The sequence below is a fragment of the Escherichia sp. TC-EC600-tetX4 genome (genome assembly GCF_019356055.1).
Classification (GTDB): domain Bacteria; phylum Pseudomonadota; class Gammaproteobacteria; order Enterobacterales; family Enterobacteriaceae.
Genome location: NZ_CP079924.1, coordinates 1,246,382 through 1,270,871, shown reverse-complemented (window position 1 = coordinate 1,270,871; position 24,490 = coordinate 1,246,382). Strand labels below are relative to the sequence as shown.

Annotated in this window: 22 protein-coding genes; 10 read left to right on the top strand and 12 right to left on the bottom strand. The window is 50.7% G+C overall.

The window, feature by feature from the left end; genetic code table 11:
- Positions 1–14: 14 nt before the first annotated feature.
- Positions 15–1,076, bottom strand: a complete 1,062-nt coding sequence (locus KXD89_RS06090; RefSeq protein WP_000892044.1) for an AI-2E family transporter — start codon at positions 1,074–1,076, stop codon at positions 15–17.
- 212 nt (positions 1,077–1,288) lie between these two features.
- Between KXD89_RS06090 and bepA the strand changes: the two genes are divergently transcribed.
- The gene (gene bepA / locus KXD89_RS06085) at positions 1,289–2,752 is read left to right on the top strand and encodes a beta-barrel assembly-enhancing protease (protein ID WP_000489667.1); all 1,464 of its coding nucleotides are present in this window, start codon (positions 1,289–1,291) and stop codon (positions 2,750–2,752) included.
- Positions 2,753–2,772: 20 nt separating this feature from the next.
- A complete protein-coding gene (gene arsC, locus KXD89_RS06080; RefSeq protein ID WP_000166446.1) occupies positions 2,773–3,132 on the top strand; it encodes an arsenate reductase (glutaredoxin) in 360 nt (119 codons plus the stop codon).
- Positions 3,133–3,269: 137 nt separating this feature from the next.
- On the opposite strand, the gene KXD89_RS06075 is transcribed toward arsC, so the two are convergent.
- The 3 genes from KXD89_RS06075 to upp all read right to left on the bottom strand — a co-directional run bounded on the left by KXD89_RS06075 (position 3,270) and on the right by upp (position 6,067).
- Entirely contained in the window at positions 3,270–3,971 is a 702-nt protein-coding gene (locus KXD89_RS06075; RefSeq protein WP_001307333.1) for a DnaA inactivator Hda, read from the bottom strand.
- A gap of 94 nt (positions 3,972–4,065) precedes the next feature.
- Entirely contained in the window at positions 4,066–5,355 is a 1,290-nt protein-coding gene (gene uraA / locus KXD89_RS06070) for a uracil permease (protein ID WP_000198328.1), read from the bottom strand.
- Between the two features lie 85 nt (positions 5,356–5,440).
- Positions 5,441–6,067 carry a uracil phosphoribosyltransferase gene (gene upp / locus KXD89_RS06065; protein ID WP_001295473.1) on the bottom strand — a complete coding sequence of 209 codons (627 nt, stop codon included), beginning with the start codon at positions 6,065–6,067 and terminating at the stop codon, positions 5,441–5,443.
- Positions 6,068–6,391: 324 nt separating this feature from the next.
- Here upp and purM point away from each other — a divergent pair, with 324 nt between their 5' ends.
- The 4 genes from purM (at position 6,392) to ppx (ending at position 11,851) form a co-directional block, all read left to right on the top strand.
- Entirely contained in the window at positions 6,392–7,429 is a 1,038-nt protein-coding gene (purM, locus tag KXD89_RS06060) for a phosphoribosylformylglycinamidine cyclo-ligase (protein ID WP_001336050.1), read from the top strand.
- Positions 7,429–8,067, top strand: coding sequence for a phosphoribosylglycinamide formyltransferase (gene purN, locus KXD89_RS06055; RefSeq protein ID WP_001028612.1), 639 nt, complete (start codon positions 7,429–7,431; stop codon positions 8,065–8,067). The genes purM and purN overlap by 1 nt, the downstream gene beginning before the upstream one ends.
- A 171-nt stretch (positions 8,068–8,238) precedes the next feature.
- The gene (gene ppk1, locus KXD89_RS06050) at positions 8,239–10,305 is read left to right on the top strand and encodes a polyphosphate kinase 1 (RefSeq protein WP_000529576.1); all 2,067 of its coding nucleotides are present in this window, start codon (positions 8,239–8,241) and stop codon (positions 10,303–10,305) included.
- A gap of 4 nt (positions 10,306–10,309) precedes the next feature.
- On the top strand, positions 10,310–11,851 hold the full coding sequence (ppx, locus tag KXD89_RS06045; RefSeq protein WP_001121363.1) for an exopolyphosphatase: 1,542 nt from the start codon (positions 10,310–10,312) through the stop codon (positions 11,849–11,851).
- A 38-nt stretch (positions 11,852–11,889) separates the two neighbouring features.
- On the opposite strand, the gene pdeF is transcribed toward ppx, so the two are convergent.
- Entirely contained in the window at positions 11,890–14,133 is a 2,244-nt protein-coding gene (pdeF, locus tag KXD89_RS06040; RefSeq protein ID WP_000772731.1) for a cyclic-guanylate-specific phosphodiesterase PdeF, read from the bottom strand.
- A gap of 181 nt (positions 14,134–14,314) precedes the next feature.
- The gene (locus KXD89_RS06035) at positions 14,315–14,467 is read right to left on the bottom strand and encodes a hypothetical protein (RefSeq protein WP_000017552.1); all 153 of its coding nucleotides are present in this window, start codon (positions 14,465–14,467) and stop codon (positions 14,315–14,317) included.
- Between the two features lie 17 nt (positions 14,468–14,484).
- On the opposite strand from KXD89_RS06035, the gene KXD89_RS06030 reads away from it, so the two are divergent.
- The 3 genes from KXD89_RS06030 (at position 14,485) to KXD89_RS06020 (ending at position 16,060) form a co-directional block, all read left to right on the top strand.
- Positions 14,485–14,676, top strand: coding sequence for a YfgG family protein (locus KXD89_RS06030; protein WP_000076001.1), 192 nt, complete (start codon positions 14,485–14,487; stop codon positions 14,674–14,676).
- A 310-nt stretch (positions 14,677–14,986) separates the two neighbouring features.
- Positions 14,987–15,505 carry a glycine zipper 2TM domain-containing protein gene (locus KXD89_RS06025; protein WP_001295476.1) on the top strand — a complete coding sequence of 173 codons (519 nt, stop codon included), beginning with the start codon at positions 14,987–14,989 and terminating at the stop codon, positions 15,503–15,505.
- Positions 15,506–15,520: 15 nt separating this feature from the next.
- Complete coding sequence (locus KXD89_RS06020; protein ID WP_000755173.1) at positions 15,521–16,060, top strand: DUF5384 family protein; 540 nt, start codon at positions 15,521–15,523, stop codon at positions 16,058–16,060.
- A gap of 92 nt (positions 16,061–16,152) precedes the next feature.
- Here the strand turns inward: KXD89_RS06020 and guaA are convergent, their stop codons facing one another.
- Both guaA and guaB read right to left on the bottom strand, forming a co-directional pair.
- Positions 16,153–17,730, bottom strand: coding sequence for a glutamine-hydrolyzing GMP synthase (gene guaA / locus KXD89_RS06015; protein WP_000138270.1), 1,578 nt, complete (start codon positions 17,728–17,730; stop codon positions 16,153–16,155).
- Between the two features lie 68 nt (positions 17,731–17,798).
- A complete protein-coding gene (guaB, locus tag KXD89_RS06010; protein WP_001299507.1) occupies positions 17,799–19,265 on the bottom strand; it encodes an IMP dehydrogenase in 1,467 nt (488 codons plus the stop codon).
- 161 nt (positions 19,266–19,426) lie between these two features.
- Between guaB and xseA the strand changes: the two genes are divergently transcribed.
- Complete coding sequence (gene xseA, locus KXD89_RS06005) at positions 19,427–20,797, top strand: exodeoxyribonuclease VII large subunit (RefSeq protein WP_000937912.1); 1,371 nt, start codon at positions 19,427–19,429, stop codon at positions 20,795–20,797.
- Here xseA and KXD89_RS06000 read toward each other — a convergent pair.
- The 4 genes from KXD89_RS06000 to yfgM all read right to left on the bottom strand — a co-directional run bounded on the left by KXD89_RS06000 (position 20,794) and on the right by yfgM (position 24,478).
- Positions 20,794–21,009, bottom strand: coding sequence for a zinc ribbon domain-containing protein (locus tag KXD89_RS06000; RefSeq protein WP_001301158.1), 216 nt, complete (start codon positions 21,007–21,009; stop codon positions 20,794–20,796). The genes xseA and KXD89_RS06000 overlap by 4 nt on opposite strands.
- Before the next feature lie 69 nt (positions 21,010–21,078).
- A complete protein-coding gene (gene der / locus KXD89_RS05995; protein WP_000249410.1) occupies positions 21,079–22,551 on the bottom strand; it encodes a ribosome biogenesis GTPase Der in 1,473 nt (490 codons plus the stop codon).
- A 117-nt stretch (positions 22,552–22,668) separates the two neighbouring features.
- Positions 22,669–23,847 carry an outer membrane protein assembly factor BamB gene (gene bamB, locus KXD89_RS05990; RefSeq protein ID WP_001177052.1) on the bottom strand — a complete coding sequence of 393 codons (1,179 nt, stop codon included), beginning with the start codon at positions 23,845–23,847 and terminating at the stop codon, positions 22,669–22,671.
- Positions 23,848–23,857: 10 nt separating this feature from the next.
- A complete protein-coding gene (gene yfgM, locus KXD89_RS05985; RefSeq protein WP_000409205.1) occupies positions 23,858–24,478 on the bottom strand; it encodes an ancillary SecYEG translocon subunit YfgM in 621 nt (206 codons plus the stop codon).
- Positions 24,479–24,490: the final 12 nt, after the last annotated feature.

Genomic DNA, 24,490 nt, shown 5'->3' with positions numbered 1-24,490 from the left:
CGTCGGGCTGAAGATTATTCTTGCGCGATTTGCCCATCGGGCCAGGCATGAATCACGGCTTTGATCAGCGTCGCCAACGGAATGGCGAAGAATACGCCCCAGAATCCCCACAAACCACCGAAGATCACCACCGATAAAATAATCACCAGCGGATGCAGGTTAACCGCTTCGGAGAACAACACCGGCACTAACAGGTTGCCGTCCAGCGCCTGAATAATCAGATACACCGCGAAGCAGCTCCAGAATTCAGTACCTGCGCCAAACTGGAATAGCGCCACGCCAACCACCGGAATGGTCACCACAAATGCGCCAATGTACGGAATAAGAACCGAGAAGCCGACCAGCACTGCCAGCAGCAGCGAATAGTTCAGCCCGAAGAGCAAGAACCCCAGCCAGGTGGCGATCCCCACCACGATCATCTCCAGCACTTTGCCGCGGATATAGTTGGTGATTTGTTGATTCATCTCCTTCCACACCTGTCCTGCCAGCCCACGGTTACGCGGCAGCACCCGGCGAACGGCGTTCAGCATCTGCTCTTTGTCTTTCAGCAGGAAGAAGACCATCAATGGCACCAGCACCAGATAGACGGCTATGGTCAGCAAACCGACCAGCGAGGCGAGGGAAATTTTCACCACCGAATCGCCCATGGTCAGCATCCGACTGCGCATATTTTCGGCCATTGCATCAATAATGCCCGCGTCCATTAACGCCGGATAGCGGCGCGGCAACGTGGCGGCAAAGTCAGAAAGCTTATTGAGCATCCCCGGCATATCGCGGATTAAGTAGATGCCCTGTTGCCAGGCGATAGGCAGTACCACGAACGCCATCAGTAGCAATATACCGACGAAAACCACCAATACAATCGACGTCGCCCAGCGGCGGGAGCAGCCAATAGATTGCAGACGCACGGTTGGCCATTCCAGCAAATAGGCCAGCACAATAGCCACCAGCAACGGAGCAAGCAGGCCACTAAAGAAAAAGATAATGCCAAATCCGGCAACTAAAATAACCAGCAAGGCAATCGCTTCCGGGTCGCTAAAACGGCGGCGATACCATTGCATCAACATTTCGAGCATAAAGACCTTCCCTGAACCTCAAGAGCGGGATTGCGATCCGCAATTGTATCGAAATGTCACAAAAAAGACTTCGCTTTTTATGACGGATTCAGGAAACTGAAAAGTCATTTGAGTGGGCTAATCTTCGCCGTTACACTCAAAGGCGGCGCGGTGGGAACGATATTTCACAGTATCGGTCAAATGACTATCTCCAGAAATACAGGATAGAGGTTATGTTCAGGCAGTTGAAAAAAAACCTGGTTGCAACCCTCATTGCTGCTATGACCATTGGTCAGGTAGCCCCGGCGTTTGCCGACAGCGCAGACACCTTGCCGGATATGGGAACCTCCGCAGGAAGCACGCTTTCCATTGGTCAGGAAATGCAGATGGGCGACTATTATGTCCGCCAGCTACGCGGCAGCGCGCCGTTAATTAATGACCCGCTGTTAACGCAATATATTAATTCGCTGGGGATGCGTCTGGTTTCGCATGCCAATTCGGTTAAGACACCGTTTCATTTTTTTCTGATCAACAACGACGAAATTAACGCCTTTGCTTTCTTTGGCGGCAACGTGGTGCTGCACTCTGCCCTGTTCCGTTATTCCGATAACGAAAGTCAACTGGCTTCAGTTATGGCGCACGAAATCTCCCACGTCACCCAACGTCACCTGGCGCGAGCGATGGAAGATCAGCAGCGCAGCGCGCCGCTGACCTGGGTCGGCGCGTTAGGTTCTATTTTACTGGCGATGGCCAGTCCGCAGGCGGGGATGGCGGCGCTGACCGGTACACTGGCGGGAACGCGTCAGGGGATGATCAGTTTCACCCAGCAAAATGAACAGGAAGCGGACCGCATTGGTATTCAGGTGCTGCAACGCTCGGGATTCGATCCGCAGGCGATGCCAACCTTCCTCGAAAAATTACTCGATCAGGCGCGTTACTCCTCGCGCCCGCCGGAAATTTTATTGACTCACCCGTTGCCGGAAAGTCGTCTGGCAGATGCCCGCAACCGTGCTAATCAGATGCGCCCGATGGTGGTGCAGTCGTCGGAAGATTTCTATCTGGCGAAAGCGCGCACACTGGGGATGTATAATTCCGGACGTAACCAGCTCACCAGTGATTTGCTGGATGAATGGGCGAAAGGAAACGTTCGTCAGCAACGAGCAGCACAATATGGTCGTGCTTTACAGGCGATGGAAGCCAATAAATACGACGAGGCGCGTAAAACGCTGCAACCGTTACTGGCGGCAGAACCTGGCAACGCATGGTATCTCGATCTGGCTACTGATATCGATCTTGGGCAAAACAAAGCCAATGAGGCGATCAATCGTCTGAAAAATGCCCGCGATTTACGCACCAATCCGGTGTTGCAGCTCAACCTGGCGAACGCTTATTTGCAAGGCGGTCAACCACAAGAAGCGGCCAATATTCTGAATCGCTACACCTTTAATAATAAAGATGACAGCAACGGCTGGGATTTGCTGGCACAGGCGGAAGCCGCGCTAAATAACCGCGATCAGGAGCTGGCTGCGCGAGCAGAAGGTTATGCGCTCGCCGGACGACTCGATCAGGCCATTTCGCTGTTGAGTAGCGCCAGTTCGCAGGTGAAATTAGGCAGCCTGCAACAAGCGCGTTACGATGCGCGCATCGACCAGTTGCGCCAGCTGCAGGAACGCTTTAAGCCTTATACCAAGATGTAATTCGCATTAAAGGAAGAACAATGACCAAACAGGTAAAAATCTACCATAACCCACGCTGTTCAAAGAGCCGGGAAACGCTGAACCTGCTGAAAGAAAACGGCGTGGAGCCAGAAGTGGTGCTCTACCTTGAGACACCCGCCGATGCGGCAACGCTGCGCGATTTGCTGAAAATACTGGGGATGAATAGCGCCCGTGAATTGATGCGCCAGAAAGAGGATCTTTATAAAGAACTGAACCTGGCTGACAGTTCGCTTAGCGAAGAGGCGCTGATTCAGGCAATGGTGGATAATCCGAAGCTGATGGAGCGCCCGATTGTGGTCGCGAATGGCAAAGCGCGGATTGGTCGTCCACCGGAGCAGGTACTGGAAATCGTGGGTTAAGATGTGCTCCATCGCTAGTTGAAGCACATTGCCGGATGCGACGCTTGCCACGTCTTATCCGGCCTACGAATACTATGGATTAACTTCGCGTAGTTCGGATAAGGCGTTCGCGCCGCATCCGACAATAAACACCTTATCTACAACTTCAGAATTTCTTTCACAAACGGAATGGTCAGCTTACGTTGCGCGGTAATCGACGCACGATCCAACTGATCCAACGTCATAAATAGCGTGCGCATTTCTCTGTCGAGCCGCTTCAGCAAGAAACGCCCCACATCTTCCGGCAGTTCAAAACCACGCAAACGCGCGCGTAACTGTAGCGCCTGCAACTTATCTTCATCAGAAAGTGGCTGCAATTTGTAGATCTGCCCCCAGTCGAGTCGCGACGCGAGATCCGGTAATCCCAGATTCAACTGCCGCGGTGGACGATCGCCGGTGATCAACAACCGTGTTTTGCCCGATTCCAGAATTCGATTGTAGAGATCGAAAATCGCCATCTCCCACAACTCATCGCCTGCAATACACTCAATGTTGTCGATACAGACCAGCGACAAATGCTCCATACCGTCGAGCACTTCCGGAACAAACCAGGTGCGTTTATCCAGCGGGACATAGCCCACCGCATCGCCACGCTGCGACAATTCCGCGCAAGCCGCGTGCAGCAGATGGCTGCGCCCCGCGCCTTCGCGTGCCCAGAGATAGATGTAACCGCTATGTTCCTGACGCAGCACGTTTTGCAGCGCGGCCAGTAAAGAGGAGTTATCCCCCGGCCAGAAACTTGCAAAGGTTTCGTCGTCAGGAAGATAAAGTGGCAAAGAGAGCTGTGCCGGTGTGTTCAGAGATACCTCAACCAGGATTTCACAAAATCGCGAGAAGTTTACCACAGAATCCCATGATGTTTGAACCGGGCAGCAACACTGCCCGGTCGGTACATTATTTGTCTGTTATATCCGCGTCTTCTGCGTCCAGCACCACTTCTTCAGGGCGCAGCACACTGATCAGTTTGAAGATCAAACTTAAGCCGATACCGACGATGGTCGCCAGCGCCATACCTTTTAACTCCGCCGCGCCGATGTTTACCTTCGCGCCACTGACGCCGATGATCAAAATCACGGAAGTCAGGATCAGGTTCTGTGCTTTGTTGTAATCCACTTTCGATTCGATCAAAACACGAATACCGGAAGCACCGATGACACCATAAAGCAGCAGCGAAACGCCGCCCATCACCGGCAATGGGATCATCTGGATAGCGGCAGCCAGTTTACCGACGCAGGAAAGCAGGATAGCGAAAATCGCCGCCCCGCCGATAACCCAGGTACTGTAAACACGGGTGATCGCCATCACGCCAATGTTTTCTCCGTAAGTAGTATTTGGCGTAGAGCCAAAGAAGCCGGAAATCACGGTCGACAAGCCATTAGCAAACATCGAACGGTGCAGACCTGGATCGCGCAGCAGATCTTTTTTGACGATATTAGCCGTTACTACCAGGTGCCCTACGTGTTCGGCAATAACCACTAACGCCGCTGGCAGAATAGTCAGAATGGCAAACCACTCGAAGCGCGGCGTATAGAGGGTTGGCAGCGCAAACCAGTGAGCATTAATAATCGGCGTGGTATCGACAATTCCCATTGCGAAAGAGAGCGCGTACCCCACCAGCACGCCAATTAAAATCGGGATAATTGCCAGGAAACCACGAAACAGCACGGAACCTAAAACCGTGACCGCCAGGGTGGTAATAGAGATGATGATGGTTTTGGAGTCTGGCGTTTGCCCTTCAGCCGGGAGTAAACCCGCCATACCGGCAGCTACGCCCGCCAGCTCCAGACCGATGACGGCAACGATTGCGCCCATTGCCGCAGGTGGAAACAGCACGTCCAGCCAGCCGGTCCCCGCTTTCTTCACGATAAAAGAAACCAGGCAGAACAGCACGCCGCACATAATAAAGCCGCCCAGCGCGACTTCATACCCTAACGGCAACAGTAACAATACCGGTGAAATAAAGGCAAAGCTGGAACCAAGATAAGCCGGAATTTTCCCTTTACAGATGAAGAGATACAGCAGCGTTCCAATACCGTTAAATAACAGTACAGTCGCCGGGTTAATATGAAATAAGACGGGCACCAGGACGGTTGCACCAAACATGGCGAACAAATGTTGCAAACTAAGCGGGATTGTCTGTAAAAGTGGCGGTCTTTCACTCACCCCGATAGCACGGCGCGTCATAGTATTATCCTCTGTATTATGTGTTATAGGCGCTTTACTCAAAAAAAAGCCGACTCTTAAAGTCGGCTTTAATTATTTTTATTCTTTATTTCGTACCAAAGATTTTGTCACCGGCATCGCCGAGGCCCGGAATAATGTATCCGTGCTCGTTCAGTCCCTGATCAATCGATGCGGTATACAGTTCGACGTCCGGGTGCGCTTTTTCCAGCGCAGCGATACCTTCTGGCGCAGCTACCAGCACCAGAACTTTGATGCTGCTGCAGCCCGCTTTTTTCAGCAGGTCGATGGTCGCGATAACGGAACCACCGGTTGCCAGCATTGGGTCAACGATCAGCGCCATACGCTCATCGATGTTAGAAACCAGTTTCTGGAAGTACGGTACCGGCTCCAGCGTTTCTTCATTACGGTACATACCGACAACGCTGATGCGCGCGCTCGGAACGTTTTCCAGCACACCGTCCATCATACCAAGACCCGCACGCAGAATTGGCACAACGGTAATTTTCTTACCTTTGATCTGGTCGATTTCTACCGGGCCGTTCCAGCCTTCGATAGTTACTTTTTCCGTTTCGAGGTCGGCGGTCGCTTCGTAAGTCAGCAGGCTACCCACTTCGGAAGCGAGTTCGCGAAAGCGCTTGGTGCTGATATCTTGCTCACGCATCAGTCCCAGCTTGTGTTTGACGAGTGGGTGTTTGACTTCCACGATCTTCATACTCTTTCTCCTTTGAGGGGCAGCCACAAAAAAAATCGACGGATTATACCTCCTTTCTTCAAGGCGGCAATATTCTTTTCGTTGACTTTAGTCAAAATGATAACGGTTTGAGATAAAGTTATTTTATATTCAGATGGTTATGAAAGAAGATTATTCCATCCGAAAACTAACCTTTACCCTGGCACAAGTCTTCTTTCGCCGCGCGCCTGGGGAAAAGACGTGCAAAAAGGTTGTGTAAAGCAGTCTCGCAAACGTTTGCTTTCCCTGTTAGAATTGCGCCGAATTTTATTTTTCTACCGCAAGTAACGCGTGGGGACCCAAGCAGTGACCGATAAAACCTCTCTTAGCTACAAAGATGCCGGTGTTGATATTGACGCGGGTAATGCTCTGGTTGGAAGAATCAAAGGCGTAGTGAAGAAAACGCGTCGTCCGGAAGTGATGGGCGGTCTGGGCGGCTTCGGTGCGCTGTGTGCATTGCCGCAAAAATATCGTGAACCCGTGCTGGTTTCTGGCACTGACGGCGTAGGTACCAAGCTGCGTCTGGCAATGGACTTAAAACGTCACGACACCATTGGTATTGATCTGGTCGCCATGTGCGTTAATGACCTGGTGGTGCAAGGTGCAGAGCCGCTGTTTTTCCTCGACTATTACGCAACCGGAAAACTGGATGTTGATACCGCTTCAGCGGTGATCAGCGGCATTGCGGAAGGTTGTCTGCAATCAGGCTGTTCACTGGTGGGTGGCGAAACGGCAGAAATGCCGGGGATGTATCACGGTGAGGATTACGATGTCGCGGGTTTCTGCGTTGGCGTGGTAGAAAAATCAGAAATCATCGACGGCTCTAAAGTCAGCGACGGCGATGTGCTGATTGCACTCGGTTCCAGCGGTCCACACTCGAACGGCTATTCGCTGGTGCGCAAAATTCTTGAAGTCAGCGGTTGTGATCCGCAAACCACCGAACTTGATGGTAAGCCATTAGCCGATCATCTGCTGGCACCGACCCGCATTTACGTGAAGTCAGTGCTGGAGTTGATTGAAAAGGTCGATGTGCATGCCATTGCGCACCTGACCGGCGGCGGCTTCTGGGAAAACATTCCGCGCGTATTGCCAGATAATACTCAGGCAGTGATTGATGAATCTTCCTGGCAGTGGCCGGAAGTGTTCAACTGGCTGCAAACGGCAGGTAACGTTGAGCACCATGAAATGTATCGCACCTTCAACTGCGGCGTCGGGATGATTATTGCCCTGCCTGCTCCGGAAGTGGACAAAGCCCTCGCCCTGCTCAATGCCAACGGTGAAAACGCGTGGAAAATCGGTATCATCAAAGCCTCTGATTCCGAACAACGCGTGGTTATCGAATAATGAATATTGTGGTGCTTATTTCCGGCAACGGAAGTAATTTACAGGCAATTATTGACGCCTGTAAAACCAACAAAATTAAAGGCACCGTACGGGCAGTTTTCAGCAATAAGGCCGACGCGTTCGGCCTTGAACGCGCCCGCCAGGCGGGTATTGCAACGCATACGCTCATCGCCAGCGCGTTTGACAGTCGTGAAGCCTATGACCGGGAGTTGATTCATGAAATCGACATGTACGCACCCGATGTGGTCGTGCTGGCTGGTTTTATGCGCATTCTCAGCCCGGCGTTTGTCTCCCACTATGCCGGGCGTTTGCTGAACATTCACCCTTCTCTGCTGCCGAAATATCCCGGATTACACACCCATCGTCAGGCGCTGGAAAATGGCGATGAAGAGCACGGTACATCGGTGCATTTCGTCACCGATGAACTGGACGGTGGCCCGGTTATTTTACAGGCGAAAGTCCCGGTATTTGCTGGTGATTCGGAAGATGACATCACCGCCCGCGTGCAAACCCAGGAACACGCCATTTATCCACTGGTGATTAGCTGGTTTGCCGATGGTCGTCTGAAAATGCACGAAAACGCCGCGTGGCTGGATGGTCAACGTCTGCCGCCGCAGGGCTACGCTGCCGACGAGTAATACCCCCGTAATTAAAGCGCCAGCTCTGCCGCTGGCGTTTTTCAATTCACCTGTAAATCGCAAGCTCCAGCAGTTTTTTTCCCCCTTTTCTGGCATAGTTGGACATCTGCCAATATTGCTCGCCATAATATCCAGGCAGTGTCCCGTGAATAAAACGGAGTAAAAGTGGTAATGGGTCAGGAAAAGCTATACATCGAAAAAGAGCTCAGTTGGTTATCGTTCAATGAACGCGTGCTTCAGGAAGCGGCGGACAAATCTAACCCGCTGATTGAAAGGATGCGTTTCCTGGGGATCTATTCCAATAACCTTGATGAGTTCTATAAAGTCCGCTTCGCTGAACTGAAGCGACGCATCATTATTAGCGAAGAACAAGGCTCCAACTCTCATTCCCGCCATTTACTGGGCAAAATTCAGTCCCGGGTGCTGAAAGCCGATCAGGAATTCGACGGCCTCTACAACGAGCTATTGCTGGAGATGGCGCGCAACCAGATCTTCCTGATTAATGAACGCCAGCTCTCCGTCAATCAACAAAACTGGCTGCGTCATTATTTTAAGCAGTATCTGCGTCAGCACATTACGCCGATTTTAATCAATCCTGACACTGACTTAGTGCAGTTCCTGAAAGATGATTACACCTATCTGGCGGTGGAAATTATCCGTGGCGATACCATCCGTTACGCGCTGCTGGAGATCCCATCAGATAAAGTGCCGCGCTTTGTGAATTTACCGCCAGAAGCGCCGCGTCGACGCAAGCCGATGATTCTTCTGGATAACATTCTGCGTTACTGCCTTGATGATATTTTCAAAGGCTTCTTTGATTATGACGCGCTGAATGCCTATTCAATGAAGATGACCCGCGATGCCGAATACGATTTAGTGCATGAGATGGAAGCCAGCCTGATGGAGTTGATGTCTTCCAGTCTCAAGCAGCGTTTAACTGCTGAGCCGGTGCGTTTTGTTTATCAGCGCGATATGCCCAATGCGCTGGTTGAAGTGTTACGCGAAAAACTGACTATTTCCCGCTACGACTCCATCGTCCCCGGCGGTCGTTATCATAATTTTAAAGACTTTATTAATTTCCCCAATGTCGGCAAAGCCAATCTGGTGAACAAACCACTGCCGCGTTTACGCCATATTTGGTTTGATAAAGCCCAGTTCCGCAATGGTTTTGATGCCATTCGCGAACGCGATGTGTTGCTCTATTATCCTTATCACACCTTTGAGCATGTGCTGGAACTGCTGCGTCAGGCTTCGTTCGACCCGAGCGTACTGGCGATTAAAATTAACATTTACCGCGTGGCGAAAGATTCACGCATCATCGACTCGATGATCCACGCCGCACATAACGGTAAGAAAGTCACCGTGGTGGTTGAGTTACAGGCGCGTTTCGACGAAGAAGCCAACATTCACTGGGCGAAGCGCCTGACCGAAGCAGGCGTGCACGTTATCTTCTCTGCGCCGGGGCTGAAAATTCACGCCAAACTGTTCCTGATTTCACGTAAAGAAAACGGTGAAGTGGTGCGTTATGCACACATCGGGACCGGGAACTTTAACGAAAAAACCGCGCGTCTTTATACTGACTATTCGTTGCTGACCGCCGATGCGCGCATCACCAACGAAGTACGGCGGGTATTTAACTTTATTGAAAACCCATACCGTCCGGTGACATTTGATTATTTAATGGTATCGCCGCAAAACTCCCGCCGCCTATTGTATGAAATGGTGGACCGCGAGATCGCCAACGCGCAGCAAGGGCTGCCCAGTGGTATCACCCTGAAGCTAAATAACCTTGTCGATAAAGGCCTGGTTGATCGTCTGTATGCGGCCTCCAGCTCCGGCGTACCGGTTAATCTGCTGGTTCGCGGAATGTGTTCGCTGATCCCCAATCTGGAAGGCATTAGCGACAACATTCGTGCCATCAGTATTGTTGACCGTTACCTTGAACATGACCGGGTTTATATTTTTGAAAATGGCGGCGATAAAAAGGTCTACCTTTCTTCCGCCGACTGGATGACGCGCAATATTGATTATCGTATTGAAGTGGCGACGCCGCTGCTCGATCCGCGCCTGAAGCAGCGGGTACTGGACATCATCGACATATTGTTCAGCGATACGGTCAAAGCACGTTATATCGATAAAGAACTCAGTAATCGCTACGTTCCCCGCGGCAATCGCCGCAAAGTACGGGCGCAGTTGGCGATTTATGACTACATCAAATCACTCGAACAACCTGAATAACCCTATGCCAATACACGATAAATCCCCTCGTCCGCAGGAGTTTGCTGCGGTCGATCTTGGTTCAAACAGTTTTCACATGGTCATAGCCCGTGTGGTAGATGGTGCCATGCAGATTATTGGCCGCCTGAAACAGCGGGTGCATCTGGCGGACGGCCTGGGGCCAGATAATATGTTGAGTGAAGAGGCAATGACGCGCGGTTTAAACTGTCTGTCGCTGTTTGCCGAACGGCTACAAGGGTTTTCTCCTGCCAGCGTCTGTATAGTTGGTACCCATACGCTGCGTCAGGCGCTGAACGCCACTGACTTTCTGAAACGCGCGGAAAAGGTCATTCCCTACCCGATTGAAATTATTTCCGGTAATGAAGAAGCCCGTCTGATTTTTATGGGCGTGGAACATACCCAACCGGAAAAAGGTCGCAAACTGGTTATTGATATTGGCGGCGGATCTACGGAACTGGTGATTGGTGAAAATTTCGAACCTATTCTCGTTGAAAGCCGCCGGATGGGTTGTGTCAGCTTTGCCCAGCTTTATTTTCCTGGCGGGGTCATCAATAAAGAGAATTTTCAGCGCGCTCGCATGGCGGCAGCACAAAAACTGGAAACTTTAACCTGGCAATTCCGTATTCAGGGCTGGAACGTTGCAATGGGCGCTTCCGGTACCATAAAAGCCGCCCATGAAGTGTTAATGGAAATGGGCGAGAAAGACGGGATAATTACCCCGGAACGTCTGGAAAAACTGGTAAAAGAAGTTTTACGTCACCGTAATTTCGCATCGCTGAGTTTACCGGGTCTTTCCGAAGAGCGGAAAACAGTCTTCGTTCCGGGACTGGCGATTTTATGCGGTGTGTTTGATGCTTTAGCCATCCGTGAACTGCGCCTTTCTGACGGGGCGTTACGCGAAGGCGTACTGTATGAAATGGAAGGACGTTTCCGTCATCAGGATGTGCGTAGTCGCACCGCCAGCAGCCTCGCCAACCAGTATCACATCGACAGCGAACAGGCCCGACGGGTGCTGGATACCACTATGCAAATGTACGAACAGTGGCGGGAACAGCAACCGAAGCTGGCGCATCCGCAACTGGAGGCGCTACTGCGATGGGCCGCCATGCTGCATGAGGTCGGGTTGAATATCAACCACAGCGGTTTGCATCGCCACTCCGCTTATATTCTGCAAAACAGTGACTTGCCGGGTTTTAATCAGGAACAGCAGCTGATGATGGCGACACTGGTGCGCTATCACCGTAAAGCGATTAAGCTCGACGATCTACCGCGCTTTACCTTGTTTAAGAAGAAACAGTTCCTGCCACTGATACAGCTATTGCGCCTTGGCGTATTACTCAACAATCAACGTCAGGCAACCACCACACCGCCAACATTGACGCTGATTACTGATGACAGTCACTGGACACTGCGTTTCCCGCATGACTGGTTTAGTCAGAATGCGCTGGTACTGCTTGATCTGGAAAAGGAGCAAGAATACTGGGAAGGCGTGGCTGGCTGGCGGTTGAAAATTGAAGAAGAAAGTACACCAGAAATCGCCGCTTAATACTTTGCGGGCCGACGAGAAATGTCGGCCCGCATTATTCAGGCACTTTCGCGAATGGGTTCGATTTCATTCAGCGTATCAATTAACGGCTGCGGCTTACCAATAAGATAACCCTGCATATAATCGATCCCCAAAGAGAGCACCGCCTCGCGGATCTCTTCGTTTTCAACGTACTCTGCCACTACCAGCATTTTCTTCATTCGCGCCAGGTGGCAAATCGATGCCACTATCTGATAATCCAGACTATTTGACACAATATTGCGGATAAAACTGCCGTCAATTTTAAGCAGATCGGCATTCACATTTTTAAGCCGCGCATAGCTGGCGTAGCCGGTGCCGAAATCATCAATCGCAATCTGGCAGCCTAATTCCTGAAGATGCTGCAAGGTGATTTGCGCCTGCTTAACATTGGTCAGAGCATTACTTTCGGTGACTTCAAAAATAAGTTGCCACGCTTCAATCTGATATTTAGCCAGCAACTGACTGACTTCAACAGGAAAACGAGCCTGACATACCGAGGTTGGAGACAGATTAATAGCAAAACGGTGAGCGGGCATCTTCGCTCTGTTTTCAGCCATAAATTGCAGCGTATGCTCAATGACCCACATGTCGATACTCGACGATAAACCAAATTCGTGCGCGACCGGCAAGAAGCTATCGGGGCTGATCAGTTCATCATTCTCACCTTTCATGCGCAGAAGAATTTCATGGTAAACATCACCACGCATACCGGTAATCGGCTGGGCCATCAGGAAAAAATGGTTGTGTTCCAGCGCCTGCTGTAGTCGATTCATCATCGCGACTTTATCTTTCAATTCGCGTTGCAAATACATTGCCCCGCGACGCTGCATATTTTCCGGGGCGTTGGTCACGATGGAAAGTTCGGCGACCGTATTTAGCTCTCCCAGCAGCAGGTAGATATGATTCACTGGCGAGCGCACATAGCAGTAACTGACGCCAATCTGCGGTTGCATCGGCATGCCATCCCAAAAGAAACGAAATTGCTTGAGATGGCTATCCAGTGCGGTAATGCGCTCCTGGTGCGATTCTGTATTCAGTCGCAGCGCGAGATCGTTACCCGAAAGCTGATAAACATCTTCACCCGGTTCCAGCAAGGGTGACAGCCAGTGAGAAAGTTTTTGCTTGTATTGAATCCGCAGCATGATGCCATAGTTCTTAACCAGCATTTCCATGCCAGGGATGCGTAAATAACAAAGCGCAGACCAGGGGGCATCACGCAACGCGCGATTCAGGGCGCGAACATTTGGCAGATGAACCACCGGGTCCACATACGCAAGCCGCTGAATGCGTCTGACTACCGCTCTCTGACGGGTTGCCAGTACAGCCATATAATTGACAATAAAAGAGAATACCAGATAACTGGAGGAGGTTATGGTCAGCTGCGTGGTATAGCCAGGATAAATGGGAATGTAATTTTGATAGCTGTGGATGCTGATCATCAACACGACCGCCCAGAGCAGCGAAATCAGCTTATAACCATAGCGCATCGCTCCCCACATCATCAGGGGCAGCAATAATGACAAGGTATAATTGGTGCTAAAAATTGTGCTTTTTTCATTTAACGGCATGCATAACAGCAACAATAAAGCACCTAATGCCAGTAGCCAGAGCGCGAACTCTTTTTTGGTGACTTTGGCATCAACCTGCTGTTTTAATTGCGAATAATAGCTACGTAAATAAAATGGATTTCGCACTACCCGAATGATGAAGTAGCACAGCGGGACACCGATCAGATTACCCACCAGTAAGGCCTGATAATTGATTAAAGTCCCGAGGTTAAAAGGCATGACACCGACCAGATTTTCTCTGCTCGCCAGTAATCCTACAAATGCAGCAAACTGGAAAAGTATCAGAAACAGCGTTGCAGGAAACACAATCTGCCAGAATATACGCTGGGAAATTAAACGGGTATCACCATGTGAAACGTTGTTACGCCGGGGAGTAAAGACCCTGTAACCGCCCCAACAGAGAATGATAATGATAATAAAATTAGCCGTTAATGATAGCGTTTCGTAAAAACCCAGCTCTGCATATTTGCGGACAAAAATCCCTAAGGCGATCCCTGGCAATGCCGCCCAGCTGAAAAACATCATCATGCTGATCATCAGTGCCAGAGGCAGATAAAAGAGAAAAACCTCACCGGAAGAAATATGCGCGAAAGTATTAATGTGGGCGAAAATGGGCAAGATTAAAGAAGGCAGGAACAGCGGAAGCCCCCACCATTTATCACGTATTTTTATATAAGTTGCATTCAGTTTCATAGATGCTCAGCAGAATCCCCCACATCCTGAAGGAGGTGTATTCAGACAGGCATCCCACCTGACTTCGAATGATGATTATTCATCACTATAGAGAGCATTGATTCTAAGTGTCATATGAAAGTACCAATTGATATATATCAAACAAAATAACCCTGATTAATGAATTATTACGTTTATCATGTTAATTCATCATTATTACATCATCATTGTAAATAATTAAATTAACTTCCATAACATTAAAATATGTATCCACTGACGCTTTTTTACATAACGAAGAATTGACCATTTTGTCCTGTTGTGCCTTAATGTAAGTACCGTCCACAGCGTGGGACATACTTCAAGGAACCTTTTGTGAGTCAGGCAACCAGTATGCGAAAACGACACCGATTTAACAGTCGCATGACCCGTATCGTACTGCTCATCAGCTTTATCTTCTTCTTTGGCCGTTTTATCTACTCGTCCGTCGGTGCCTGGCAGCACCATCAGAGCAAAAAAGAAGCTCAGCAATCCACACTCTCCGTCGAATCACCGGTACAACGTTAGCGGTTACCTTCTCCACTTTCACAGAACATAACGGCACTTCGCTGTCGGATGCTTTTGCTGTTTGGGATTATCAAAGCGGCAGATATTCTTTCATCTTAAATTTTACGTCTTTATCCTGACTGATGTTTATCCTGTTTGGCTGCGAAATAAATATAAAATTAATATATATGTTGTAATGATATATTTTTATAAATTATTCCCTGCGTGAATTTTAATAAATTTAATCTATCCCTTTATACGCAATACATTTACTTTCCTCTTTTGATGATCTTAAATGTCTTATTTTTCGTAATGTGTATAACAAGGAATAGTGATGAAATTTAAAAAATGTCTTCTGCCTGTGGCAATGTTAGCGTCATTCACTCTGGCAGGATGCCAGTCAAATGCTGACGATCATGCTGCCGATGTTTATCAAACCGATCAACTGAATACCAAACAAGAAACTAAAACCGTTAATATTATTTCCATTCTTCCCGCAAAAGTTGCCGTAGACAACTCCCAAAATAAACGGAACGCACAAGCCTTCGGCGCGCTTATTGGCGCAGTCGCTGGCGGTGTTATCGGCCACAACGTCGGGTCTGGCAGCAATTCCGGAACGACGGCAGGTGCAGTTGGCGGCGGAGCTGTAGGCGCGGCAGCGGGTTCTATGGTGAATGATAAAACCTTAGTGGAAGGTGTTTCTTTAACCTATAAGGAAGGCACCAAAGTGTATACCTCTACCCAGGTGGGTAAAGAGTGCCAGTTTACGACAGGTTTAGCCGTTGTTATTACCACGACGTATAACGAAACGCGTATTCAGCCAAATACCAAATGTCCTGAAAAGAGCTAATAATCAGGAGGAGTCATGAAGAAAGTTTTTCTTTGCGCCATCTTAGCCTCCTTAAGCTATCCGGCTATCGCCTCATCATTGCAGGATCAACTCTCTGCTGTCGCAGAAGCGGAACAGCAAGGTAAAAATGAAGAGCAAAGGCAGCATGACGAATGGGTCGCGGAGCGCAACAGGGAAATCCAGCAAGAGAAGCAACGTCGCGCAAATGCCCAGGCCGCCGCTAACAAAAGAGCGGCAACGGCAGCGGCAAATAAGAAAGCTCGTCAGGATAAACTGGACGCCGAAGCCTCTGCGGACAAAAAACGCGATCAAAGTTATGAAGATGAGCTACGCAGCTTAGAGATTCAGAAACAAAAACTGGCGCTGGCGAAAGAAGAAGCCCGCGTTAAGCGAGAAAACGAATTTATCGATCAGGAACTGAAGCACAAAGCTGCGCAAACCGATGTGGTGCAATCTGAAGCTGACGCCAACAGAAATATGACTGAAGGCGGTCGCGATCTGATGAAAAGCGTGGGCAAAGCAGAAGAGAACAAATCGGACAGCTGGTTTAATTAATCGATGTTAGTAACTTCAATCCTATAATTCTTGAAGATAAAAAACCCTCTGTAGTAACAGAGGGTTTTGTTCATTCATAGTGCAGGGTCAAATCATTCCCACTCAATGGTAGCTGGCGGCTTGCCGCTGATGTCATACACCACGCGGGAAATACCGTTCACTTCATTGATAATGCGGTTGGAAACGCGACCGAGGAAATCGTACGGCAGATGCGCCCAGTGTGCGGTCATAAAGTCGATGGTTTCGACAGCACGCAGAGAGACAACCCAGTCATACTTACGACCATCGCCCATTACGCCAACGGAACGTACCGGCAGGAACACAGTGAACGCCTGGCTGACTTTGTCGTACAGGTCCGCTTTACGCAGTTCTTCAATGAAGATGGCGTCAGCACGGCGCAGCAGGTCACAGTACTCTTTCTTCACTTCACCCAGAACACGAACGCCAAGGCCTGGTCCCGGGAACGGGTGACGGTACAGCATGTCGTACGGCAGGCCCAGCTCCAGACCAATCTTACGCACTTCGTCTTTGAACAGCTCTTTCAGCGGTTCAACCAGGCCCATCTTCATCTCTTTCGGCAGGCCGCCCACGTTGTGGTGAGATTTGATGACGTGTGCTTTACCGGTTGCAGACGCCGCAGATTCGATAACGTCAGGGTAGATGGTGCCCTGCGCCAGCCACTTCACGTCTTCCAGTTTCAGCGCTTCTTCATCGAATACTTCAACGAAAACGCGACCGATGATTTTACGTTTTGCTTCCGGATCGTTTTCGCCAGCCAGCGCTGACAGGAAGCGATCTTCTGCCGGTACGTGAACAATGTTAAGACCAAAGTGATCGCCAAACATATCCAGAACCTGCTCTGCTTCGTTGAGGCGCAGCAGGCCGTTGTCGACGAATACGCAAGTCAGGTTTTTACCGATAGCGCGGTGCAGCAGCATTGCGGTTACGGAGGAATCCACACCACCAGAGAGGCCGAGGATGACTTTATCGTCGCCTACCTGCTCGCGGATGCGAGCTACAGCATCGTCGATAATTTTCGCTGGCGTCCACAGGGCTTCACACTGGCAGATATCACGCACAAAACGCTCCAGCATGCGCATACCCTGGCGGGTATGAGTCACTTCCGGGTGGAACTGTACGCCATAGAAGCGTTTTTCTTCGTTAGCCATAATGGCAAACGGGCAGCTTTCGGTGCTGGCTACGGTGATGAAGTCGGACGGAATAGCGGTAACTTTATCGCCGTGGCTCATCCAGACATCGAGCAGCGGTTTACCGTCTGCGGTCAGCGCATCTTCGATACCGCGAACCAGTGCGCTGTCGTTTACGACTTCAACCTGCGCGTAGCCAAATTCACGTTCGTTAGAGGCTTCAACGTGACCGCCCAACTGCATTGCCATGGTCTGCATGCCATAGCAAACGCCGAATACCGGTACGCCTGCTTCAAAGACATACTGCGGCGCACGCGGACTGTTTTCTTCAGTAGTACTTTCCGGGCCGCCGGAAAGAATAATGCCGCTTGGATTGAAGTCACGAATTTGTGCTTCTGTCACATCCCACGCCCACAGTTCGCAGTAAACACCCAGCTCACGCACGCGGCGCGCAACCAGTTGAGTGTACTGAGAACCGAAGTCCAGAATGAGGATGCGATGCTTATGAATGTTTTCCGTCATTGACGCTTATTCCGAGGCAAGTGAAACAGATAATATAAATCGCCCGACATGAAGTCGGGCGAAGAGAATCAGGAGCCCAGACGGTAGTTCGGGGACTCTTTAGTAATGGTCACGTCGTGAACGTGGCTTTCCTGAATGCCCGCACCGCTGATACGTACAAACTCCGCTTTAGTACGCAGTTCGTCGATAGTACCACAGCCGGTCAGACCCATACAGGAGCGCAGGCCGCCCATCTGCTGGTGAATGATCTCTTTCAGGCGACCTTTATAGGCTACGCGACCTTCGATACCTTCCGGCACCAGTTTGTCGGCAGCGTTATCGCTCTGGAAATAACGGTCAGAGGAACCTTTGGACATCGCGCCCAGGGAACCCATACCACGGTAAGATTTGTAAGAACGGCCCTGGTAGAGTTCGATTTCACCCGGAGATTCTTCAGTACCCGCCAGCATGGAACCTACCATCACCGCGCTTGCGCCAGCGGCGATAGCTTTGGCGATGTCGCCGGAGAAGCGAATACCGCCATCAGCGATAACCGGAATACCGGTGCCTTCCAGGGCTTCTACTGCGTCAGCAACAGCGGTAATCTGCGGAACACCGACGCCAGTCACGATACGAGTTGTACAGATAGAGCCAGGGCCAATGCCGACTTTAACCGCACTGCAACCAGCTTCTGCCAGAGCGCGTGCACCTGCAGCTGTTGCCACGTTGCCGCCGATAATTTGCAGATCCGGATATTTAGCACGGGTTTCACGGATACGTTGCAGTACACCTTCTGAGTGACCGTGGGAGGAGTCGATCAGCAGAACGTCAACGCCTGCGGCAACCAGCGCGTCAACACGCTCTTCGTTACCCGCACCTGCGCCAACCGCTGCACCAACACGCAGACGGCCTTGCTCGTCTTTACAGGCGTTCGGTTTACGTTCCGCTTTCTGGAAGTCTTTCACGGTGATCATGCCGATCAGGTGGAATTCGTCATCAACCACCAGCGCTTTTTCAACGCGTTTTTCGTGCATTTTTGCCAGCACCACTTCACGGGCTTCACCTTCACGCACGGTGACCAGACGCTCTTTCGGCGTCATGTAAACGCTAACCGGCTGGTTCAGGTCGGTAACAAAACGCACGTCACGACCGGTGATAATACCCACCAGTTCGTTTTCTTCGGTAACGACCGGATAGCCCGCAAAACCGTTACGCTCGGTCAGTTCTTTCACTTCGCGCAGCGTCGTGGTTGGCAGAACAGTCTGCGGATCAGTCACCACACCAGATTCGTGTTTTTTCACACGGCGAACTTCTTCTGCCTGGCGTTCAATGGACATGTTTTTGTGGATAAAGCCGATACCGCCTTCCTGAGCCAGAGCAATAGCCAGGCGCGCTTCCGTTACGGTATCCATTGCTGCGGAAAGCATAGGGATATTCAGACGAATAGTTTTCGTCAGCTGGGTGCTGAGGTCAGCAGTATTCGGCAGAACGGTAGAGTGAGCAGGAACGAGGAGAACGTCGTCAAACGTCAGAGCTTCTTTAGCGATACGTAGCATGGGCAATATCTCGACCAGAGTGGTTAATAAATATTGCCGCGGCATTATACAGAGCGTAACCGATTGCATCTACCCCTTTTTGCAAAAAATGCTTGCTATCCCCGAAGGGCGGGTTACTATCGACTGAATAACCTGCTGATTTAGAATTTGATCTCGCTCACATGTTACCTTCTCAATCCCCTGCAATTTTTACCGTTAGTCGCCTGAATCAAACGGTTCGTCTGCTGCTTGAGCATGAGATGGGACAGGTTTGGATCAGCGGCGAAATTTCTAATTTCACGCAACCAGCTTCCGGTCACTGGTACTTTACACTCAAAGACGACACCGCCCAGGTACGCTGCGCGATGTTCCGCAACAGCAACCGCCGGGTGACCTTCCGCCCACAGCATGGGCAACAAGTTTTAGTTCGCGCCAATATTACGCTCTACGAGCCGCGCGGCGACTACCAGATAATCGTTGAGAGTATGCAGCCGGCCGGTGAAGGGCTGCTGCAACAGAAGTACGAACAGCTCAAAGCGAAGTTGCAGGCTGAAGGTTTGTTCGATCAGCAATACAAAAAACCACTTCCCTCCCCTGCGCATTGCGTTGGTGTGATCACCTCAAAAACCGGTGCTGCGCTACATGATATTTTGCATGTGTTAAAACGTCGCGATCCTTCTCTGCCGGTGATCATCTACCCTGCCGCCGTTCAGGGCGATGACGCGCCGGGGCAAATTGTTCGCGCCATTGAACTGGCGAATCAGCGCAATGAGTGCGACGTATTGATCGTCGGGCGCGGCGGCGGTTCGCTGGAAGATTTATGGAGTTTTAACGACGAACGCGTAGCGCGGGCGATTTTTACCAGCCGCATTCCGGTTGTCAGCGCCGTCGGGCATGAGACGGATGTGACCATTGCCGATTTTGTTGCCGATCTGCGTGCGCCAACGCCGTCTGCCGCCGCTGAAGTAGTGAGCCGTAATCAGCAAGAGTTACTGCGCCAGGTGCAATCGACCCGTCAACGGCTGGAGATGGCGATGGATTATTATCTCGCCAACCGCACACGTCGCTTTACGCAAATTCATCACCGATTACAGCAACAGCATCCGCAGCTCCGGCTGGCACGCCAGCAAACCATGCTTGAGCGCCTGCAAAAGCGAATGAGCTTTGCGCTGGAAAATCAACTTAAGCGTACCGGGCAACAGCAGCAGCGGTTAACACAGCGGCTGAATCAGCAAAATCCACAGCCGAAGATTCATCGCGCGCAAACGCGCATTCAGCAACTGGAATATCGTTTAGCAGAAACCCTGCGCGCACAGCTTAGCGCCACGCGTGAACGTTTCGGTAATGCAGTAACGCACCTCGAAGCCGTAAGCCCACTGTCAACGCTGGCGCGTGGATACAGCGTTACTACTGCTACTGACGGCAATGTACTGAAAAAAGTGAAGCAAGTTAAAGCGGGTGAAATGCTAACCACACGTCTGGAAGACGGCTGGATAGAAAGTGAAGTAAAAAACATCCAGCCAGTAAAAAAATCGCGTAAAAAGGTGCATTAAGCCAGCACGAATTCAACGCGTTTTTTCGATATCAAGCCATGCCCGTGCTGACAGAAGTAATCTACTGCACCACAGGCTTTTAACACCTGCAACGGTTGATGGCAGTCTGGACAAAGAGCTTTCATTTCAATAAATTCCCCGCAGGATCGGCAACGCGCATGGCCGTTATCCTGATCAAGCACATGCTGACATTGTGGACAATGCAGTTCCATATGAATTCCTCCGGTAGCCATTCCCTCTACATTCATAGAGGGAATGGCAGATAAAATACTTACGGATAATTATTTATTTTTCTTGATGTGCTTCATCAGACGCTTACGTTTACGCATCTGGGTTGGCGTCAGGGTGTTACGCTTATTCGCATACGGGTTTTCCCCTTCTTTGAACTGAATACGAATCGGCGATCCCATTACGTCCAGCGATTTGCGGAAGTAGTTCATCAAGTAGCGCTTGTAGGAATCAGGCAGGTCTTTCACCTGATTACCGTGAATCACCACAATCGGCGGGTTATAACCACCGGCGTGGGCATATTTCAGCTTCACACGACGACCGCGTACCAGCGGCGGTTGGTGATCTTCAACAGCCATCGTCATGATGCGCGTCAGCATAGAGGTCCCCACACGACGGGTGGAGCTGTCATACGCTTCACGTACTGATTCAAACAAGTTACCAACACCACTGCCGTGCAAGGCAGAGATAAAGTGCACACGAGCAAAATCGATAAAGCCCAGACGGAAGTCCAGCGTTTCTTTCACCTGCTCTTTCACTTCCTGACTCAGGCCATCCCACTTATTCACCACAATGACAAGTGAGCGCCCACTATTGAGAATAAAGCCCAGCAGCGAGAGATCCTGATCGGAAATACCTTCGCGCGCATCAATCACTAACATCACCACGTTGGCGTCTTCAATGGCCTGCAACGTTTTGATTACGGAGAATTTCTCTACAGCATCGGTGATTTTGCCGCGTTTACGTACGCCAGCGGTGTCAATGAGCACATACTCACGTCCATCGCGTTCCATTGGGATGTAGATGCTGTCACGCGTCGTGCCAGGCATGTCGTAAACAACAACGCGCTCTTCACCAAGAATACGGTTAGTGAGTGTAGACTTACCTACGTTCGGACGACCCACAATCGCCAGTTTGATCGGCAGACTTTGCGGGTCGAAGTCGTCTTCCTCTTCTTCTTCGCCGTTCTCTTCCGCTTCAAATTGCGCCCAGTATTCAGCGTCTTCGTCGACTTCCTCTTGCGGTGCGAGATCTTCCATCCACGGCAGCAGCACATGCTCCAGCAGACTTAATACGCCACGACCGTGAGACGCGGCGATCGGGTAGATTTCACCTAAACCAAGCGAGTAGAAATCAACCACTGCCTGATCGGGATCCAGACCGTCAGTTTTGTTTGCCACCAGGAAGGTCGGTTTTTCACGGGAGCGCAGATGTTTGGCAATCGCTTCATCTGCCGGCATCAGGCCCGCGCGCGCATCCACCATAAACAGTACGACGTCCGCTTCTTCAATCGCCAGCAGCGACTGTTCCGCCATGCGGGTTTCTACACCGTCTTCTGTGCCATCAATCCCGCCGGTATCAATACAGATAAACTCACGGCCTTCAATTTCCGCACGACCGTACTTACGGTCACGAGTCAGACCCGGGAAATCCGCAACCAGCGCATCTCGGGTGCGAGTTAGACGGTTAAATAACGTGGATTTTCCTACGTTAGGGCGCCCGACAAGCGCGACCACAGGTACCATGTTTAAAGCCTCATTTTTATAAATCATCAGACAACGCACGCTATATTCGCGTCGTTGTTAAAAACAGGAAAACGGCCCCTGTCCAGGAGCCGTTTTCAAAGTGAACGACAGAGACGATTAACGTGTAATAGAGTACACGGTTCCGTCTTTTGCCTGGATCAGCAGTTTGCCGTCAGCGGCAACCGGTTCAGTCTGGAAACCGGAACTATCAACTTTTTGCTGGGCAACGAAACGACCATCTTCGACGTTAATCCAGTGCAGATAACCTTCACTGTCACCGACCACCAGGTTGCCATTATACAGCACCGGAGAAGTCAGCAGGCGATGCAGCAGATCGCTTTGTGTCCACAGCGTAACGCCGCCATCAATGGTCAACGCCATCACCCGGTCATTTTGATCGACCAGATAGATGCGATTGCCGTCGACGATGAAATCATTCACCGAACCCAGTTCGCGTTTCCACATAATCTGACCACTGCGCAGATCAAGCGCCGTCAGGTTACCATTATAGGCCAGCGCGAAAACAACGCCGTTAACAACGACGGGAGTCGTGTCAACATCGCTCAGACGGTCAATTTCGGTAGAACCGGTCGCCTGGGAAATACGCTGCTGCCAAATCATCTGGCCCTGTTCCATCAGCACTGCGCTGACGCGACCATTATCGCCCCCCACGACGGCCGCACCAAAAGCCGTTGTCGGCGCAGACTCGCCACGCAAAGAGAGCGAAGGCATATCGAGGTTAACTGTCCATTTGACAGCGCCGTCAGCTTCGTTCAGCGCTTGTAACTGACCGTTACTGGTGTGGATTAACACCAGACCGTCGCTGACCACCGGGCGCGAAAGTGCTTCACCCGCGACTTTAGTTTGCCATGCCACAGTACCATCGCTGGTATTCAGCGCGTAAACCTGCGCCTTTTCGCTGCCAATGTAGACATGCCCACCAGACACGGTCACACCGCCAGAAAGTAATGCAGGCTCTTTAGAGAACCAGCCATCTTTCTCGGCCAGGCTGACAGACCAGATTTCTTTGCCATCATCCGCATTCAGCGCTTTTACTAAACCAGCGCGGTCCGCTGCATAGACAACGTTGTCCGCCAGTGCCGGATGAAGATTGGAATAGAAGTTGCCAATGCCGCTACCAACGGAAGTGCTCCACGCCGTGGTCGGCGTAAACTGGTTTTCAACGGTTGGCAATGGGGACATCTTTACCACATCTTCTTCGCTGTTAAACAGCGAACAGCCGCTTAAAAGGGTAACGGAAAGCAGTCCTGGCAGCAGTAATTTACGCAATTGCATCGGGTCCCTCTCAGATGGACAAATTATTAATTTTCATCTGCATCATTTCGCTCAGTGCCGGAGTAACATCGCTTTTCACGCCTGCTTCCCATGCACTACGCGCACCTTGCTTATCACCTTTGCTCAGCAATGCTTCACCACGCAGGTCGGCAACAATGGCAGCCCACCCTTCACCTTTGATGGTATCAAGGGTTTTCAGCGCGGCATCAGCCTGCTTGAGCTGTACCTGAACGCGAGCAAGACGCAGATTTATCACGGCTTTGAGATTTTCATCGCTCGTGTCTGCCAGCCCCTGTTGTAACTGGGCGGCAGCTTTCTCTAGTTCATTTTTGTCAACAAATTGCTGCGCAAGTTCCAAAGAAGCCAGCGCACCATAAGTATTTTTATTTTCAGCAGCAAATTTTTCCGCCGCCGGGATGCTATCCGGTTTGCCTTCGCTCACTGCGGTAACCGCATTTTGATAGGCAAGAGAAGCGGAGCGTGCAGAATCAACCTGATGGCTGTTCCAGTAGCGCCAGCCAATCAGTGCGCCAACGCCCAAAATCACCCCAACAGCCAGTGCTTTGCCATTTTCAGCAAAAAAGCGTTTAACCGCTTCTACCTGGTCGTTTTCGTTCTCGTAAATTTCCACGCTGTCCTTCTC